We start from the raw sequence: 17,301 nt of genomic DNA, 5'->3' as shown, positions 1-17,301 counted from the left end.
AGGGAGCCAACGCTCGGGACTGCTTTTTCGTACGTCAAAGTGAAGCCCGTATGAATCAGGCGTTTATCGCGAAAATGTCCATCGCCGCAGTCGCGGCGCTGATGGTGGCAGGCTGTGCCACCAAGTCCGCCCCCGATTTTGGAGGCCGTTGGAAGCCGGTCAACCGCTTCGCCGCGGCCACGACCGAAATTCCGCTGTATTCCAGCTACGTCTACCAGGCCTCGCCGATGGATGGCACGCTCAAAGCCATGCTCGAGCGTTGGGCGAAGGATTCCGGACGCACGCTGGACTATCGCCTCAGCTCGGACTTCACCCTGTATGGCGCGGTTTCGAACATCGACACCACCAACGCGCAGCAGGCCGTGATCGACCTCACCGCAGCGTATGCGGCGCAAGGCATCTCCGTCTCCATCGTCGGCAACCAGATCGTTGTGCAGAGCGCTGGCTCGACGCCCACCGCGTCGGCGCAGGGCGCTGATTCCAACAGCGGCACCTGAGTCCACATAGAAATCATCGAACGTGCCGCTCCCCGCGCCTGTCGCAGGGGCTCCACGCCCATTGATGTTTCAGCAGTACGGAAGAATCCATGTTCCGCAAGAAGGATCCCGGCAATAGTCCCAAGGTCGAGCAGTCGGTCGCCAAGGCGGTCAGCTACGAGATCACCGTGGCCGATATGGCGCGTCGCAGTGAGCGCCGTGCCTGGTGGGTGGCCACCGGCTCATTGCTGATGTCGCTCGCACTGGCTGGCGGCTACTACTACATGCTGCCGCTGAAGGAGAAAGTGCCGTTCCTGGTGATGGCCGATGCCTATACGGGTACCGCTACCGTGGCGCGACTGCGTGGCACGTTCCAGGGCGAGACCATCACCGCCAACGAAGCCATCAACCGCAGCAACGTCGCCCAGTACGTGCTGGCGCGCGAATCGTACGACTCGGCGGTGATGGGCCTGCGTGACTGGGAACTGGTGTTCGTGATGTCCAACGGCCCGGTGTCGCAGTCGATGCGGCAGCGATATGCCGGCAACAACCCGCAGAACCCGTTCGTGATGTACGGCCGGGAGAAGGCCATCCGGGTCAAGATCCTCAGCATCACGCCGCTGGGCGCAGAGCCCAATGGCAGCTTCCGCGGCGCCTCGGTACGCATCCAGCGCAGCCTGCTGGACAAGCGCACCGGTGCGTCCACGTACCTTGACAACCAGCTGGTGACGATGCGCTTCGAGTACAACCAGAACCTGGCGCTGTCCGAGCAGGATCGCATCCTCAATCCGCTGGCCTTCCAGGTCACCGAGTATCGCGTCGACAACGACTACTCGCGTGGCGTTCCGGTGCCGGACGACGGCGCCATGCAGGCGCAGGCCCAGCAGGCGGCACAGCAGGCAGCGCAGCAGGCGCAAGGCGTGTACGACCCGAACAATCCGGCCGCCGCCACCATGATCGACCCGGTCACCGGCCAGCCGGTCGCCGCACCGGTGCCGGCCAACGGCCAGGTCCCGGGCCAGCCGATGCCAGGCCAGCCTGTGCCGGGACAGCCCGTGCAGGGGCAAGCAATGCCGGGGCAGGCCATGCCCGGACAGCCGGCCATGAGGCCGGTGCAGAACAATTCCACCGGAACTGCTGATGGAGCAAGCAACCGATGAGTAGTCGAAAGATCAGGGGACGCGCGCTGGCGCTGCTGTCGATGTTGTCGCTGTTGTTTTCTGCAGCAGCGATGGCGCAGGCGGTGGACCACTACGAATACGAGAAGGACCGCATCTATCCGGTTCGCACCGGCCTGGGACTGACAACCCAGATCGAGCTGAGCCCGAACGAGAAGATCCTCGACTACAGTACCGGCTTCAGCAGCGGCTGGGAGCTGACGCGCCGCGAGAACGTGTTCTACCTCAAGCCGAAGAACGTCGACGTGGACACCAACATGATGGTGCGCACCGAAACCCACTCCTACATCTTCGAACTGAAGGTGGTGGCGACCGACTGGCGTCAGCTGGAGCAGGCGCGTCGTGCCGGCGTGCAGTACAAGATCGCCTTCGTCTATCCGAATGACACCGTGTTCGGCGTCGCCCAGGAAGCGGTCGAGGAAGAAGCCAAGCCGTTGCTGAGCGCTGAACTGGCCAAGGATCGCCAGTACAACTTCAACTACTCCTACTCGACCAGCAAGGCGAAGAAGATGGGCTGGCTGATCCCGGTCAACGCCTATGACGATAGCCGTTTCACCTATCTGAAGCTGCCGAACTCGCCCGAATACAAGACCGGCATCTTCCCGGCCGTTTTCGGTCGTGAAACGGAATACGGTGAAGACTTCGTGGTCAACACCACGGTTGAAGGCAACACGCTGATCGTGCACGGGACCTACCCGTACCTGGTCATCCGCCACGGCGACTTCGTCGTCGGCCTGCGAAGGAACGTGAAGAAATGAGTCAGCAGAACACCCCGGGCAACGACGCGAACCCGTCTCCCTATTCTCAAGGCGCCGCAGGCCAGGAGCCGCCGTCCAATCCTTACTTCGGCAACGCAACCGAACAGCAGGCCGCGCCTGATCTTGATGCAGGAGCCCCGCAGCTGCGCTCGGCGGAGGAACAGCGCCTGAACCGCAAGGCGTTGCTGTTCCTGGGCGGTATCGTGCTGCTGCTGATGGCAATGGGTTTCCTGCTGTTCCGAAAGGGGCAGGACGATGCAGCCGAGCAGAAGAAACCGCAGGAAGAAGCACGCGCCACCACGCCGCAGCTTCCGAGCGTTGTCGGGGCGACCGAGCCGGCGCCCCCGATCGCGGTTGCCGATCCGATCCCGATGCTGCCGCCTCCGCCGCAGCAGGAAGTGCCAATGCCGGGCTTCCCGATGGGCAACGAGGCCAAGGCGGATCATGATCGCGGACCGACGCTGATGGACCGTCGCATGGGCAGCGGCTCCGGCGTGGGCGGAAGCGAGGCGGGCGGCGCCGCCAACGGCCAGAGCGGCTCCGACTACAACCAGGCGATGATCGCGGCCATGCAGGCGGCGGCCAATCCGCAAGCGCAGCCGCAGAAGGTGCGCCGTGGACCGGATGTGGAGGATGTCTCCAGTGCCACCTACATCCGCAGTCCGGATGCACTGCTGGTGCGGGGCACGTACCTGCGCTGCGTGCTGGAGACCCGCATCATCACCGACATCGCTGGCTACACCTCGTGCCTGCTGACGGAGCCGGTGTACTCGATCAATGGCCGCAACCTGCTGCTGCCGAAGGGCTCCAAGATCTATGGCGCCTACGGTGGTGGTCCCACCGGAAAGCGCGTGGAAGTCATCTGGGATCGCATCACCACCCCCAATGGCATCGACGTGGCCATGTCCAGCCCCGGTACCGATGGCCTGGGCGGCGCCGGCCATCCAGGCCAGTACAGCGCGCATTGGGGCAGCCGTATCGCCTCGGCGTTGATGATCAGCCTGCTGGCCGACGCGTTCAAGTACGCCGCTGCCGAGCACGGTCCGGAGACCACGACCGTGGCCAACAACGGCATGACCATCCAGTCGCCCTATGAAAGCGCCACCGCACGCACCATGGAGCGCCTGGCCAACGAAGCTCTCGGCAGCAGTCGCCGTCCGCCCACCGTCACCATCAACCAGGGCACCGTGGTGAATGTCTACGTCGCCAAGGACGTCGATTTCACCAACGTGCTGCATCCCCGCCGGTAACCCAACGAACGACCATGGACGCTGAAGTGTCACCCCTCGCCCTCGTCTCCAGCGACTTCCTGCGCTATCAGTACGAAGTGCTGGGCATCGCCGAGTACATGACTTCGCCGGAAGTGACGGAAATCTGCATCAACCGTCCCGGCGAGCTGTACCTGGAAACCCGGGCCGGGTGGCAGCGGGTGGAGGTGCCGAGCCTGACCTTCGAGCGGGCCCGGCAGTTCTGCACGGCGGTGGTGAACGAGAGCAACACCGGGCAGCGCATCACCGATGCCGATCCGGTGGTCTCGCTCACGTTCCCGACCGGTCAGCGTGCGCAGTTCGTGATTCCACCGGCCTGTGATGCGGGCAAAGTGTCGATCACCATCCGCCTGCCGTCCAAGCACACCAAGTCGCTCACGCAGTACCACGAGGATGGATTCTTCAACCAGATCCTGGAAAGCGACGGCAGCATCAGCGAGCATGACCGCGAGCTGCTCGAGCTGCGCCATTCACGCGAATACGCCGAGTTCTTCCGGCGTGCGGTGATGTACCGCAAGAACATCGTGGTATCGGGTGCAACCGGTAGCGGCAAGACCACCTTCATGAAGGCGCTGGTCAATCACATTCCCGACAGCGAGCGCCTGGTCACGATCGAGGACGCCCGCGAACTGTTTCTGACCCAGCCCAACGTGGTCCACCTGCTGTATTCGAAGGGTGGACAGAGCGCCAGCAATGTCACTGCCAAGAGCTGCATGGAGGCCTGCCTGCGCATGAAGCCCGAACGCATCATCCTCGCCGAGCTGCGAGGCGATGAAGCGTTCTACTTCATCCGCAACTGCGCATCCGGCCATCCCGGCTCGATCACCAGCTGCCACGCCGGCAGCCCGGAGCAGACCTGGGACCAGCTGGCACTGATGGTGAAGGCTTCCAGCGAAGGCTCGGGCCTGGAATTCAACGTGATCAAGCGCCTGCTGATGATGACCATCGACATCGTCGTCCACATCAAGGCGCATGCCGGTTCGCGCTACATCACCGGTATCGACTTCAATCCTGGGCGTGCCCAGGGGCAGGAGGGCTGAGGGATGCTGCCAGGACTTGAAATGATGGCGTGCCCGGAGATGGCCGTGTCGATGGACGTGATGCAGCACGTCATCAATGTCGAATCGTCGCGCAATCCCTACGCGATAGGCGTGGTGGGTGGAGCGCTGGTGCGCCAGCCCAAGGCGCTGGACGAGGCATTGGCCACCGTGCGCATGCTGGAAGAGAAGGGCTACAACTTCTCCATCGGCCTGGCCCAGGTCAACCGCTACAACCTGGGCAAGTACGGGCTGGATTCGTACGAGAAAGCGTTCCAGCAGTGCCCGAACCTGCAGGCCGGATCCCGCATCCTCGCCGAGTGTTACAAGCGCTCGGGTGGCGATTGGGGCAAGTCGTTCAGCTGCTACTACTCGGGCAATTTCGAAACGGGCTTCCGTCACGGCTATGTGCAGAAGGTCTACGACTCGATCCGCCGTGGGCAGCAGGTCGCCAGCAATGGCGTTGCGCCGATTGACGTGGTGAGCCGTGGCGAGCGCCGCAGCGTGAAGATCGAGCATCACCCGCAGCTGGCGTCGCCGGCACAGGCGCGCATCGTGGCCCAATCGAACGGACCGGTGTACGTACCTTCGGATGATCCGGCACGTGCGTACGTGGTGTACCCGTCCACCGGTGCGATGGCGCGCGGCAGTCTGCTGAATATTGCCGATCAGGCGCTGTCCAAGGTCGTCCTGGGGTCGGTGGACCGGATGATGCAGCCCCAGCAGGCAGGTCAGCAGGGCGGGGCTGCACAGCCGCAGCAGGCGCAGTTCCCGCAGGGCATGGCCCAACGCCTGCCGTCCCAGAACAGCTTGGCAATGCCGCAACAGCTTCCTGGTGCCGTGGGCGGCACCGACAATGGCCCGGTGATGCTGCGTCCGTGGAGCGAACGCAACCTGCCGGTGGCGGAAAGCGCAGATTCGTACAACGCGCCGGCGCAGGGCGCGCCGGTGCAGCAGATTCCCGCAGGGGATGCGGCCTTCGTGTTCTGACGAAGTCGTGGTGCGGCCAGTCCCCCGGCTGGTCGATTCAGTTGTGTTAGTCCATCAACAAGGAAATCAATCCATGAAGCGATCCAATCTCGACCTCGTCCAGGCCCAGCGCACGCTGAAGACCCTGCTGATGGCAACGATCTTCGTCGGCGCATTGTTCGCCCCGCAGGTGTTCGCCACCAACGGCGCCACCAACTACGGCGGTACCGACGGCAAGGTCTGCGGCTTCTTCTCCAACATCAATGGCCTGCTGAACATGGCCTCGATTGCCGTCGTCACCATCGCGGTCATCTTCGCCGGCTATCAGATTGCCTTCGCGCACAAGCGAATCAGCGAGGTCTCGCCGATCCTGATCGGTGGCGTCCTGATCGGTGCCGCCGGCCAGATCGCCCGCATGCTGCTGGGTGACGAGTACGGCACCTGCGAAGGCAAGACCGGCATGCTGATCCAGCAGGCAGTGCTCTACTACAGTGCATAAGAACGTCGTCTTCCGCGGTTGCACTCGCCCGGCAATGTTCCTGGGCGTTCCCTACCTGCCATTCTTCATGGTGGCAGGTGGGTTGCTGCTGCTGAGCGTCTACACCAATTTCTGGTTCCTGCTCACCATTCCGGTAGCAATCTTCATCATGCGGCAGATGGCCAAACGTGACGAGATGATCTTTCGTCTGATGGGCCTGCGCCTGATGTTCAAGCTGCGGGTGCGCAACGTGCAGCAGCACGACGGCATGTGGGTATTCAACCCGAATCATTACCGCAACAAGCCGGCCCGAATGGATTGAGGTCCGGAATGGCCTGGCGGGCGCGTGCTGCCCGCCAGGCCACCTCGAAGTTCCCTGGCAGCAACTCTTTGGAAGCAGTCGTATGTTCAGCCCAGATACCTCCATCAGTGAGTTCATTCCCCTGTCGACGCATGTCGCCCCGAACGTGGTCAAGACCACGGGCGGTGACTACCTGTTGACCTGGTACCTGGAGGGGCTGCCGTTCGTCGGACGTGAGGAATGGGAACTCGAGCATCGGCACAACACCTTCAATCGCCTGCTGCAGACGCTGCGCGCGCCGGACTTCGTCAACGTGGCTTTCTGGGTGCACGACATCCGGCGCCGTCGCACGTTGAAAGGCAAGAGCACCTACCGGCAGCGCTTCAACCAGGACGTGTCCGATCAGTACATGGGCATGCTGTCCTCGCAGCGCATCATGCAGAACGAGCTGTACCTGACCATGATCTATCGCCCGGTGGTATCGGGTAAGCGCTTCGTGGAGAAGTCGGCGAACGTCGATCGCCTGCGTGCCGAGCAGGAACAGGCCATCGAGAAGCTGATGGAGCTGGCCGGCAACGTCGAGGCAGTGATCCGTGATTACGCGCCGTATCGCCTGGGCATGTATGAGGCAAAGAATGGCGTGGTGTTCTCCGAGACGCTGGAGTTGTTCGGCTACCTGATCAACCGCATCGACGAGCCGGTTCCGGTGCTGCCGGCGCCGATCAAGGATTACCTGCCGGTCAGCCGGCACATGTTCTCGGCCAAGACCGGCGACTTTGTCATCAACACCCCGAATGGTGCCAACCACTTCGGTGCCATCCTCAACATCAAGGAGTATGCCGAGGGCACCTACCCGGGCATTCTCAACGGCCTGAAGTACCTGGACTACGAGTATGTCATCACCCATTCGTTCAGCCCGATGGGGCGCCAGGACGCGCTGAAGGTGCTCGACCGCACCAAGGGCATGATGATCTCCTCCGGCGACAAGGCGGTCAGCCAGATCGTCGAGCTGGACCAGGCCATGGATCAGTTGTCGTCCGGCAACTTCGTGCTGGGCGAGTACCACTTCATCATGGCGGTCTACGGCGATACCCAGGCCAAGCTCTCGCAGAACGTGGCCTCGACCCGCGCCGAGCTGTCCAATGCCGGGTTCGTGTCGACCAAGGAAGACCTCGCGGTTACCTCGTCGTTCTATTCGCAGCTGCCGGGCAACTGGCGCTACCGTACGCGCCTGGCCAATGTCAGCTCGCTGAATTTCCTGGGCCTGTCGCCGCTGCACAACTTTGCCACCGGCAAGCAGCACAACAACCCCTGGGGTGACTGCGTCACCACGCTGCAGACCACCAACGGCCAGCCGTATTACTTCAACTTCCACGCGACCCATCCGTCGGAGAACTCGCTGGGCGAGAAGGCCATCGCCAACACCATGGTGATCGGCAAATCCGGTACCGGCAAGACCGCGCTGATCAACTTCCTGCTCAGCCAGGTCCAGAAGTACGAGCCGTCACCGACCATCTTCTTCTTCGACAAGGACCGCGGCGCGGAGATCTTCGTGCGCGCCTGCGGTGGCAACTACCTCGCGCTGGAGAACGGTGCGCCGACCGGCTTCAACCCGTTCCAGTGCGAGAACAACGAGTCGAACGTGCAGTTCCTGGCCGACCTGATCAAGGTGCTGGCCGGCAAGCGCGAGTACAGCGCCCGTGAGGAAGAGGACATCTACCGCGCGGTGGAGAGCATGCTCGATACGCCGATGCACCTGCGCAGCATGACCAACTTCCAGAAGAGCCTGCCCAACATGGGCGATGACGGTCTCTACGCGCGGATGCGCCGCTGGACCTCGGGCAACTCGCTGGGCTGGGTGTTCGACAACCCGGTCGATACCGTTGATCTCAGCAAGGCCAACATCATCGGGTTCGACTACACCGACATCATCGACAACCCTGAAGTGCGCGTGCCGGTCATCAATTACCTGCTGCACCGCCTGGAGTCACTGATCGACGGCCGTCCGCTGATCTATGTGATGGACGAATTCTGGAAGATCCTGGACGGCGAGGGTGGCCTGAAGGAGTTCGCGAAGAACAAGCAGAAGACCATCCGTAAGCAGAACGGTCTGGGCATCTTCGCTACGCAGAGCCCGGAGGATGCGCTGAAGAGCGACATCTCCGCGGCGCTGATCGAACAGACCGCCACGCTGATCCTGCTGCCGAACCCGAACGCCAGCAAGAGCGACTACATGGATGGCCTGAAGCTGACCGAGGCCGAGTTCAAGGTGGTTACCGCGCTGGACGAGCGTTCGCGCTGCTTCCTGGTCAAGCAGGGTCATGCCTCGAGCGTCTGCCAGCTCAACCTGCGCGGCATGGACGACATCCTGTCGGTGATCTCGGCCTCGACCGACAACATCGACATCATGCATCGCGTGCTGCAGACGGCAGCGGTCCGCAACCGTGTGACGGTGGACGAGCTGACCCCGGATCAGTGGCTGGACGCGTTCTACAAGAATCGAAAGGGCTCGGGCAAGCGGGCCGAACAGGATCAGGAGGAGACGGCATGAACCTGCCCACTCAAACGAACAAGGAAACTGCCATGACGACCGAAACCCAACGCAAGCCCATTCGCCGGCGTCGCATGGCGCCCCTGATGGCCGCCGTACTGACGCTGGGCCTGACCGTGAGCACCGGCACCAGCCCGGCGCAGGCGATGACCGTCTATGACCCGTTCAACTGGGTCATGAACTTCCTGCAGGAGATGAAGGCCGGCAAGGAGTACTTCGAGACGGCCGCGCGCTGGAGCCAGACGGCAGAGCAGTACGGCAAGACCATCGACAACTGGCTGTCCAAGCTGCAGAACTGGACCCAGATCATTGCTTCGCCGCTGATGCCGCCGACGCCCACACTGACCAAGATTCCCGAAAACTGGAACGTGGCCGAAAAGTGCGGTGGCGATTCCATGATCAGCATGAGCGGCCTGATGGCGGTGCTGAACATGAGCCCGGGTGGCGATATCGGCGCGCAGCAGCGTGCGATCTGCTCGTACATCCAGGTGCTTGAGAACAAGAAGTACAACGAGACCGTCGAGGTCGTGCAGATGTCCATGCCGGCAATGGAGCAGATGCTGCAGCAGCTGCGCCGGATCCGCAATGCGTTCAAGAACGAAGGCGCGCTGCAGGAGGATATCTCCAACAACACGGCAACCGCGGTCGAACTCGATAAGGCATTCAAGAAGTGGGAAACCACCGTCAAGGTCTACGATCAGCAGATTCTTGCCCTTCAGGGGCGGCAGAAGAACCTGGCCGAGCGCGCGTTGCGTGGCGAGCGCAATCCGATTGGCAGCGTCATCAAGGCCGGCGCGCTGAAGGCCGCGCTTTCGAAGTGAATCACGTGCGCAACGCACTCCAGCAGGGCCCCGATGCGGGGCGGGTGATGTGATGAGTCAGGGAATGATGCACGGTATGGTGTTCAATGATCTGTTGCACGGCACGTTGTTCGCGTCGGTGGGCGACTTCGTCTTCTTCCGGCTGATCCTGGATTATCTGCGCGACGAGATCACCAACTTCGGTAACGGTATCCTGAGCCGGATGATGACCTGGGTCGGCACGATGGCGTTGGTGCTGATGACGCTGTGGGTGCTCATCCAAGGCTTCCGCATCGTGACCGGACGGAGCCGTGACTCGATGGCTGCGCTGATGACGAACATGGCGCGCGCCGCCCTGATCGTTACCGTCGCGACGTCGATGGCGATGTTCGGAACCAAGCTGCAGAACTTCCTGACCGGCGATGTGCAGGACCAGATCACCTACATTGTGACCGGCAAGAAGTCGACCGCGGAGGAGCTGATCGACAAGAACCTGGGCTACATGCAGCTGGCACTCACGTCGGTAAGCGTGCTGGATGTGGCCGGCGACGTGGCGCTGGATAGTGCCAAGACCCGCGCGATGTGGTTCATCGGCCTGGGAACGGGCGGTCCCGCCGTGACTGCGGGTGCGATGCTGCTGCTGTACCAGATCGCGCTGGCGCTGTTCATCGGATTCGGACCACTGTTCATCCTGTGCCTGCTGTTCGAGCAGACAAAGTCGCTGTTCCAACGATGGTTGTTCTATGGCATCGGCACCATGTTCTCGATGGCGGTGCTGGCGGCGATGACCGGCATTGCCATGGAAATGGTGGCACGCGTGGCGGCTTCGTTCTGGGGCGCATCCGCGCTGGGTGCACTGCTGGGGTCGAACCTGACCGAGGGCATGAGCAGCATGGCGCTGCAGCAGGGCGGCATGGGCCTGATCCTGACGACACTGATCCTGACTGCGCCCCCAATGGCCGCGATGTTCTTCCAGGGCACCCTGGGTACCTTCATGGCATATTCGCAGATAGGCGGTAGCGCGGTGCCGACGTCGCCGGGTCCGAATGGGCAGCCGCCGGGTTCTAGTGGGTCGGGCGGAGGAATGTACATGCCTCCTGTTCCCACCAATTCGAGGGCCTCAAGTCAGGTTCCGGTTCAAGATACGATGCCTAGATTTGGAGGCGCGACCACTGAATCTCCGATTCAGAGTGGGCAGCGCGGCAATGCTGGAACAATGAATTCGTAACTCTTCGGGAATTGGAGGCCATGATGCGAACGACTTTGACCTACATAGTTCTCGTTGTATTGTTGTTATGCGTACACTCCGCATCAGGAGAAGGTGGGTGCCCCCCAGGGTCGTATCCGATTGGTGGGCAGGGTGTCCAGGGTTGCGCGCCAATTCCTGGTGCAGTTGGTGGAACGGCATCGCCCTCTGCTCCCGCTCCTGCTCAGCCGTTGGGGGAGTGGTTGACGAGATGGGGAGCCGTGGCTGAATCGCCTACGTCAAATCTCGTCGGCACCGCAGCCAATGAGTCCAGCGAGCGGCGTGCGGTGGATGTGGCGATCAAGAAGTGCGCCGCAGAGGGTGCAAAGGACTGCAAGTCTTCGGTCACCTATTACAACCAATGCGTTGCATTCGCTGTACCGTCCTCAGGAAAGGGGCAGGGCTCCTTGGATACGGCGGTAGATGCAGAGACCGTCGCTGGAAATGCAATTGGTCATTGTCGGGATACCGGAGGCGGAAAGTGCGCCGTCGTCTATTCCGAATGCTCCTTGCCCGTCTTCCGGAAGTACTGATAAGACTTCGGATAGGTCAACGGCGCAGAACGGGAAGCTGTGCAAGCGTGCGCCGCCTTTTGGGCGCGTGATCAGGGGCGGCATGACTTCCTTCAGTTGGTGCGCTTTCTGGATCACCCTGAGCGGGGGAAGTACATAGTCCCTGTCCGGCATGGATACGGTCTGGCGCAGGCGGAGGCTACGGGGGCGCCTCAAGGGAGGTGCTGGAACCAACCGTCGTGAGCACGTACAGCATCTTACGCAGATTGCACTGAGCCTCTGTTCAATGTTTAGAAGGTGCTGATCCATCGATGCTTCAGCTGGGTGTTCGGCATGCGAACCAGGATAGCCACGCTGTACAAGGTGTCCGTAGCGAATGCTCACGCGAACGACTAAGCAATCATTCACGATAACCGTGCTTTTTGTATGATCAAGTCCGTTTTTCGCTCTAGACCCCTTCGACGACCGAAATCTCCACGCAGTAAGCTGCGTGCGCGAAAGAAGTCCGGCGCATCGGGGCCATTGGCAGCAGGGCGGCATGGGCCTGATCCTGACGACACTGATCCTGACTGCGCCCCCAATGGCCGCGATGTTCTTCCAGGGCACCCTGGGTACCTTCATGGCATGTTCGCAGATAGGTGGTAGCCCGGTAGCGCAGGCGCCCAGCTCAAACGGCCAGCCGCCGGGTAGTTACATGCCGCCTCAGACTTCTAATGCGGAGAAGCATGTTTCACCACCAGTAACCTATGCAACCAGTGGAAGGTCTATAGGTGAAGGCGGGTCTAGCGGAAGTCTTGGGCCTGGTACGCATGGCAAGGCTGCTGGAAGTTAGTTGAGGCTTGATCAGCGCATGATTCAGGGATTGGAGTAAACACTATGATCAAGTTCTTTCTTGCGGCCGCGCTGCTGATAGCCCCTTTTTCCGCTCTGGCGGAGGGGAGATGTCCCCCTGGGCAGTACCCTGTTGGAGGGCAGGGCGTCGGCGGGTGTGCGCCTATTCCTGGCGGAAGCAGCTCTCCCTCCACTGGATCTTCTGCGCCGGTTCCGGCCGGGAAATGGGAGACGCGCTGGGGAGCCATCGCTGAGGACAAAAAACCAGCAACTGGTGGCTTGATGGCAACTGGTGTTTCCGTATCCCAGAAATCGAAGCGAGCTGCGGAAGCGGCGGCGATCGACGGATGTGTCCGGCGAGGAGGGAGCAAGTGTGAGATTCGTCTGAGCTATCACGATCAATGCGCCGCGATCGCCGATCCGTCGCCCCGCTCGGGCGGAGAGGCTGCCGGAAATTCAATCGTTGCCAGCGCTGAAACACTTGACGAAGCTCAATCGCTCGCGATGAAGGAATGCGCCTCTGTGAATGGTGGAGGCGCGTGCGAAGTGGCCTACTCGGCCTGCAGTATGTCGGAGTTCAGGGCGTATCGTTGATCGCCAGGTTCTGCATGATGGCTGTCAGCAGACATGCATGCCGCGTCGGAAGGGGGGCACTATGCGTGACAGCGTCTGATATGACTTGGGCTTTTTCCAGCGTGCCCCGGAGACTTCATGCATGTTCGCAGATGGTTGGAAATTGTATCGGACGCGAGTGAGTGACAATGACTAGTCGTTTGATTCAAGTGGTCGTAGCAGCAATGCTCTGGCTGGCATTCTCGTCCGCAAGCGCGGAGGGCAACTGCCCCCCTGGTATGTATCCGATCGGAGGACAGGGAGTACAGGGCTGTGCGCCTATCCCGGGAGCAAACAATGGCGGGATGACCGCTCCCGTTTCGTCGCCACAACCGTCTGGAGAATGGATCACCACCTGGGGTGCAATTGCCACATCCAAGCGAACTTCGGATGCAGGTGTGTCGACAGGGCAGCGAAGGAAGAGTGGAGCGGAGCAGGAAGCCCTTGGCAAATGTTCTTCCGCGGGTGCGAACGATTGCGAGGTTGTGCTTGCCTACTTCAATCAGTGTGCGGCATGGGTAGTTCCCAGCGGCCGGACAGGTCAGGGTGGCTCTGGCATTGGACGAGGGCCGACACTCGACGTGGCAGAGCGCGAAGCTCAGAAAGGCTGCACGAATGATCAAGCAGGGGCATGCGAGGTTTTCTACTCGGATTGCACAAAGCCGATCTTCAAGGCGTATTGATGCTGCGGCCTCTCCGCTGTGCCACTGAATCAGGAGGCTGGGATGATGAAATGCGGTCTGGCCGGGGTGTTGGTTGCTGCTGCCGCCGGGTTTGTTTGCGGTGTCAGTTCCGCACAGTCGCGTTGGGAGGGGTGAGGCTCGCGCTTTGGGTCCTACAGTGGGTGGGCTGCCAGGAGCCCATGCGGCGATGGTAGCGTGCGCCGAGCCGTGACCCACCTCGCCGGGTCCGCACGAACAATTGCCGGGCGCTGACGGATGGTGCATCCCGAACCGGGATCCATCAGCGCCACTCCCGCTTTTATGTGATCAAGTCCGCTTTTCGCTGCGTTCCCCCTTCGACGACTGAAGCCTCCTCGAAGTAAGCTGCGTGCGCGTCAAAATTCCGGCGCATCGGTGCCATCGAACGCAGGAGCTTTCCCGTCCATGAGGACGCTGACGACCCGCGGTGCGGGTGACGCACACCCAAAACACCACCACCGCAGGGCCGGGGCTATCATCCGCTCTGGCGGACACCGGGGCCTGCGGCGCATTGCGCGGTATCCCGGCCGGCGCACGCGTACTGGCAGGACGGGATTGAAGGAGTGGCAGCGGATGCAGAAGGGGAGCGGCACGAACATGGACAATGCCCTGGCGTTCGTGCCGTCCGGCGCGAACCTGCTGGAAGCCGTGCGCGGTGATCTGACCGGCAATGGCATCGACGACCAGTTGCTGGTCATCGATCAGCCCGCCCCCGATGGCCTGGTGCCCGGAGAGCACGGTCCCAACCGGGTGCTGTTGCTGCTGCTGGGCGATGCCGCGGGACAATGGCAGCTGGCGGCGCGCAACGACAAGCTGGTGCCGTGCTCTACCCGCGGCGGCATTGCCGGTGATCCCTTCGCCTACGTGACGATCGAGGATGGCGCTTTCAGCGTGATCACCAACGGCGGCAGCCGCGAGCGCTGGAGCAGCACCTATACGTTCCGCTACGCGCCGTCCGAGCAGGTCTGTTGGGTCCATGGCGTGCAGCGACGGGTGGTCGACACCGAGACCGAGGCAACCCACACCCGTGACTTCTCGGTGGCCGAACTGGGCAGGGTGCGGTTTGAGGACTTCGATCCGTCCGTGGTTGCCGACGTGAGCTTGCCTTGAGTGCCGCGCCTGTGAGGAGGCAGGAGGACCCCACGATGATCGAGCAGGAGTTTGACCGTGTCGCAGGATAGAGAGTCGCAGTTGTTGCGACAGGCCACGGAGGCCGGCATCACCTCGTCCCGGGAACTGGCCAACTTCATGGCGCAGGCCGGACACGAGTCGCGTGGCCTGAGCCGGCTCAATGAAAGCTTCAACTTCACCCGGGGCATCTCGCAGATCCCGGTCGAGGCCGCGTGGCGTAATGGCAATGGTGCGCTGGAGAGCGCCCGCCAGGAGGCGCTGCGTGGCCGGCCGGAGAACCTGGCCGAGCTGATGTACGGCGGGCGGATGGGCAATGACGCGCCGGGCGACGCTTTGAAGTATCACGGCCGCGGCTACCTGCCGCTGGTTGGCAAGGAGAATTACGAGCGTGCCGGCAAGGCGCTGGACCTGGACCTGGTGAACCATCCGGAACTGGCTGCGCAGCCCGAGCACGCCGGCCGCATCGCGGTCTGGCAATGGCAGACACGCGTGCCGGAGGCGGCGCGCGAGGATGTGCGCGAGGCCACGCGTGCGATCAATGGCGCGCTCAACGGCATCGAGGCCCGGCAGCAGCGCTTCGAGGTCTGGCAGCAGAAGCTGACGCCGGACGTGATGGTGCGGCTGGATAGAGGCGAAGTCGGGGCGCCGGCGCAGCAGGCCGGTGCACGGGACATGTCGCAGCCGGGCGAGCCGGGACACGTCCTGTTCCAGAACGCACGCCAGCACCTGCAGCAGATGGGGCCGCAGAGCGGGCTGCGCAGTGCGCAGGAACTGGACAATGCGGCCGGCGCACTGGCGCTGAGCGCACAGAAGGCCGGGATGTCGCGCATTGACCATCTGCTGGCGGGCAACGACGGACGCACGTTGTTTGCGGTGCAGGGCGCGTTGGGTGATCCGGCGATGCTGCGCGCGTCCATAGACAGGGAACAGGCCGCCCAGCAGCCGTTGGCGCAAAGCAGCCAGCAGATGGCGGCCAGTGTTTCGCAACAGGATCAGGCAGCTTCGGTTGCCCGTGAGCAGGAGCAGCGCTCGCGCTCAATATGATTCAAGGGGGGCGCTTGCGGGGTGGAGGCCCGCAGGCGCTGGACGCACGACGCGTGGCGCTTATCGGCGCCGATAGGGAAACCCAACGTAAGGACACCACATGCGAACCGTACTTCCAGTGTTCCGGCACGCCGTTGCCAGCTTCACGCCTGTCCGGCCGAGCCCGTCACCGGTCTGGCTCCTGTCATTGAGTCTGGCGGCCTCATTGGCGCAGGCCCAGGACGCGCCACCACCGCTGCCGGAGGCTCCGCCGGTGACCGAGCTGGCAGCCGCGCCTGCATTGGCCGCGCCGACGGTGGTTGATGCCACCGGAGTGCCGGATGCACCGGCTCCGGTGGCTCAGGCGTCGGCGATGCGCTCTCCTGCATCCGCTGCGGCGCAAGACCCGGCCCCTGCATCCGAGCCAACCCAGACCCAAGCGGCAGCGCCCACGTCCGCGCCGTCTGCGGCGTCCGAATCACCCTCCGTGGTGGGCGCCCCCAATCCGCCGCCGCCTCCTGCACTCGCCATCGTGCCGTTGCCGCCGGAACAGGCCACCGAGCGCGCGCTGGGCGCCCGCTGCCCGGTTGATCTGGCCGGACGTCTGGCCGCACAGGGTGATTTGCTGATCGGTGCCTGTGAGGGGCAGATGCCGGCGCACCTGGCGGCCGTGCTGGTCGCACTGCCTGAGCAGGACATTCACCTGCCGCGCAGCTGGCGCGAGCGTGAGGTGCGCCAGAAGGTGTGGTTCAAGGCGGTACCGGGCTTTGGCCAGCGTCCGGACTTCATTGCGCGGATGGGGGATGTCTGGGTGCGTTCGCTGGAGGGCCGTGACGCCGAAAGCACGTTCTATCTGGTGTCGGCGCCTTTCCTCTGCAGCAATCCGGCGGCCGGGACCACGGTGCAGGCGCAGGAGCCGGTGCGCGTGCCGGCCGGTGAGTGCCGCGAGGCTTACATCGCCCAGCGCGTATACCAGGTGCGCGGCGATGCTGCACCGAGGGAGGTAACGGCCGAGATCATGCCGGCCATGCCACCGTTGACGGAAGCCGATCGTGCGCGCCAGCTGGCTCGCGAAGGCAGGATCACGCTGGATCACAGCAAGCTGCAGTTCGGCCCGGCCATGCGCTGGTTCGTGCAGTACCCGGAAACCGCCCAGAAGGGTGGCCCGCGTGCGTTCAGTGACTGGAACCGCGAGCACCTCGCCTTCCTGGTCTGGACCGGTGATCGCTTCGAGCTGCGCGAGAAGATCCCGCGCAGCCAGTGGCCCTGCGACCCGGTGGCACCGGGAGATCGGGCCTGCGGCGGCTTCCCGGATTCCGGCCCGGATCTGTTTGTGACGGCCGGTACCTCCGCGCCGATGGCTGCCTCCGGTCCCTGAGCGGGAGTGCCGACGTGCAGCGGGAGCCGGGATGACCGGCTCCCGCGCCAT

General features: G+C 63.0%; 14 protein-coding genes and 2 pseudogenes. All 16 read left to right on the top strand.

The features are described 5' to 3' along the window. Nucleotides 1-50 precede the first annotated feature (50 nt). The 16 genes and pseudogenes from QP512_RS12580 (at nt 51) to QP512_RS12505 (ending at nt 17,250) form a co-directional block, all read left to right on the top strand. The gene (locus QP512_RS12580; RefSeq protein WP_012480646.1) at nt 51-497 is read left to right on the top strand and encodes a hypothetical protein; all 447 of its coding nucleotides are present in this window, start codon (nt 51-53) and stop codon (nt 495-497) included. An 89-nt stretch (nt 498-586) separates the two neighbouring features. Continuing rightward, nucleotides 587-1,636 (top strand): VirB8/TrbF family protein, encoded by a 1,050-nt coding sequence (locus QP512_RS12575; protein WP_286068896.1) that lies wholly within the window; start codon nt 587-589, stop codon nt 1,634-1,636. After that, nucleotides 1,633-2,412 carry a TrbG/VirB9 family P-type conjugative transfer protein gene (locus QP512_RS12570; protein WP_049455402.1) on the top strand — a complete coding sequence of 260 codons (780 nt, stop codon included), beginning with the start codon at nt 1,633-1,635 and terminating at the stop codon, nt 2,410-2,412. Before QP512_RS12575 ends, QP512_RS12570 begins: the two co-directional genes overlap by 4 nt. Beyond that, nucleotides 2,409-3,662 (top strand): TrbI/VirB10 family protein, encoded by a 1,254-nt coding sequence (locus QP512_RS12565; protein ID WP_286068894.1) that lies wholly within the window; start codon nt 2,409-2,411, stop codon nt 3,660-3,662. The genes QP512_RS12570 and QP512_RS12565 overlap by 4 nt, the downstream gene beginning before the upstream one ends. A gap of 14 nt (nt 3,663-3,676) precedes the next feature. After that, nucleotides 3,677-4,720, top strand: coding sequence for a P-type DNA transfer ATPase VirB11 (gene virB11, locus QP512_RS12560; protein WP_049455400.1), 1,044 nt, complete (start codon nt 3,677-3,679; stop codon nt 4,718-4,720). A gap of 3 nt (nt 4,721-4,723) precedes the next feature. Continuing rightward, nucleotides 4,724-5,200: pseudogene (locus QP512_RS20350) on the top strand (lytic transglycosylase domain-containing protein); the annotation flags it as partial. Nucleotides 5,201-5,837: 637 nt separating this feature from the next. Continuing rightward, the gene (locus QP512_RS12550; RefSeq protein ID WP_229302304.1) at nt 5,838-6,185 is read left to right on the top strand and encodes a TrbC/VirB2 family protein; all 348 of its coding nucleotides are present in this window, start codon (nt 5,838-5,840) and stop codon (nt 6,183-6,185) included. Continuing rightward, nucleotides 6,178-6,486, top strand: a complete 309-nt coding sequence (locus QP512_RS12545; protein WP_080392955.1) for a VirB3 family type IV secretion system protein — start codon at nt 6,178-6,180, stop codon at nt 6,484-6,486. The genes QP512_RS12550 and QP512_RS12545 overlap by 8 nt, the downstream gene beginning before the upstream one ends. An 82-nt stretch (nt 6,487-6,568) precedes the next feature. Then, nucleotides 6,569-9,016 (top strand): VirB4 family type IV secretion/conjugal transfer ATPase, encoded by a 2,448-nt coding sequence (locus QP512_RS12540; RefSeq protein WP_164191462.1) that lies wholly within the window; start codon nt 6,569-6,571, stop codon nt 9,014-9,016. A gap of 32 nt (nt 9,017-9,048) precedes the next feature. Further along, on the top strand, nt 9,049-9,837 hold the full coding sequence (locus QP512_RS12535) for a hypothetical protein (protein ID WP_231298632.1): 789 nt from the start codon (nt 9,049-9,051) through the stop codon (nt 9,835-9,837). Nucleotides 9,838-9,901: 64 nt separating this feature from the next. Then, nucleotides 9,902-11,044 (top strand): type IV secretion system protein, encoded by a 1,143-nt coding sequence (locus QP512_RS12530; protein ID WP_286072040.1) that lies wholly within the window; start codon nt 9,902-9,904, stop codon nt 11,042-11,044. A gap of 1,056 nt (nt 11,045-12,100) precedes the next feature. Beyond that, nucleotides 12,101-12,406 (top strand): annotated as a pseudogene (locus tag QP512_RS12525) (type VI secretion protein); the annotation flags it as partial. 760 nt (nt 12,407-13,166) lie between these two features. Continuing rightward, nucleotides 13,167-13,700, top strand: coding sequence for a DUF4189 domain-containing protein (locus QP512_RS12520; RefSeq protein ID WP_345783087.1), 534 nt, complete (start codon nt 13,167-13,169; stop codon nt 13,698-13,700). A 591-nt stretch (nt 13,701-14,291) separates the two neighbouring features. Then, complete coding sequence (locus QP512_RS12515) at nt 14,292-14,828, top strand: hypothetical protein (RefSeq protein WP_286068891.1); 537 nt, start codon at nt 14,292-14,294, stop codon at nt 14,826-14,828. 57 nt (nt 14,829-14,885) lie between these two features. Beyond that, complete coding sequence (locus tag QP512_RS12510; RefSeq protein WP_286068890.1) at nt 14,886-15,893, top strand: XVIPCD domain-containing protein; 1,008 nt, start codon at nt 14,886-14,888, stop codon at nt 15,891-15,893. A gap of 466 nt (nt 15,894-16,359) precedes the next feature. Beyond that, a complete protein-coding gene (locus QP512_RS12505; protein ID WP_286068889.1) occupies nt 16,360-17,250 on the top strand; it encodes a hypothetical protein in 891 nt (296 codons plus the stop codon). Nucleotides 17,251-17,301 lie beyond the last annotated feature (51 nt).

Source organism: Stenotrophomonas sp. 57 (assembly GCF_030291075.1).
Lineage (GTDB): Bacteria > Pseudomonadota > Gammaproteobacteria > Xanthomonadales > Xanthomonadaceae > Stenotrophomonas.
This window is presented reverse-complemented; position numbering and strand designations above follow the sequence as displayed.

Excerpts from the sequence above, each read along its gene's own strand:
- QP512_RS12580 (WP_012480646.1), top strand. The coding sequence starts at position 51 with ATGAATCAGGCGTTTATCGCGAAAATGTCCATCGCCGCAGTCGCGGCG.
- QP512_RS12575 (WP_286068896.1), top strand. The coding sequence starts at position 587 with ATGTTCCGCAAGAAGGATCCCGGCAATAGTCCCAAGGTCGAGCAGTCG.
- QP512_RS12570 (WP_049455402.1), top strand. The coding sequence starts at position 1,633 with ATGAGTAGTCGAAAGATCAGGGGACGCGCGCTGGCGCTGCTGTCGATG.
- QP512_RS12565 (WP_286068894.1), top strand. The coding sequence starts at position 2,409 with ATGAGTCAGCAGAACACCCCGGGCAACGACGCGAACCCGTCTCCCTAT.
- virB11 (WP_049455400.1), top strand. The coding sequence starts at position 3,677 with ATGGACGCTGAAGTGTCACCCCTCGCCCTCGTCTCCAGCGACTTCCTG.
- QP512_RS12550 (WP_229302304.1), top strand. The coding sequence starts at position 5,838 with ATGGCAACGATCTTCGTCGGCGCATTGTTCGCCCCGCAGGTGTTCGCC.
- QP512_RS12540 (WP_164191462.1), top strand. The coding sequence starts at position 6,569 with ATGTTCAGCCCAGATACCTCCATCAGTGAGTTCATTCCCCTGTCGACG.
- QP512_RS12535 (WP_231298632.1), top strand. The coding sequence starts at position 9,049 with ATGACGACCGAAACCCAACGCAAGCCCATTCGCCGGCGTCGCATGGCG.
- QP512_RS12530 (WP_286072040.1), top strand. The coding sequence starts at position 9,902 with ATGATGCACGGTATGGTGTTCAATGATCTGTTGCACGGCACGTTGTTC.
- QP512_RS12520 (WP_345783087.1), top strand. The coding sequence starts at position 13,167 with ATGACTAGTCGTTTGATTCAAGTGGTCGTAGCAGCAATGCTCTGGCTG.
- QP512_RS12515 (WP_286068891.1), top strand. The coding sequence starts at position 14,292 with ATGCAGAAGGGGAGCGGCACGAACATGGACAATGCCCTGGCGTTCGTG.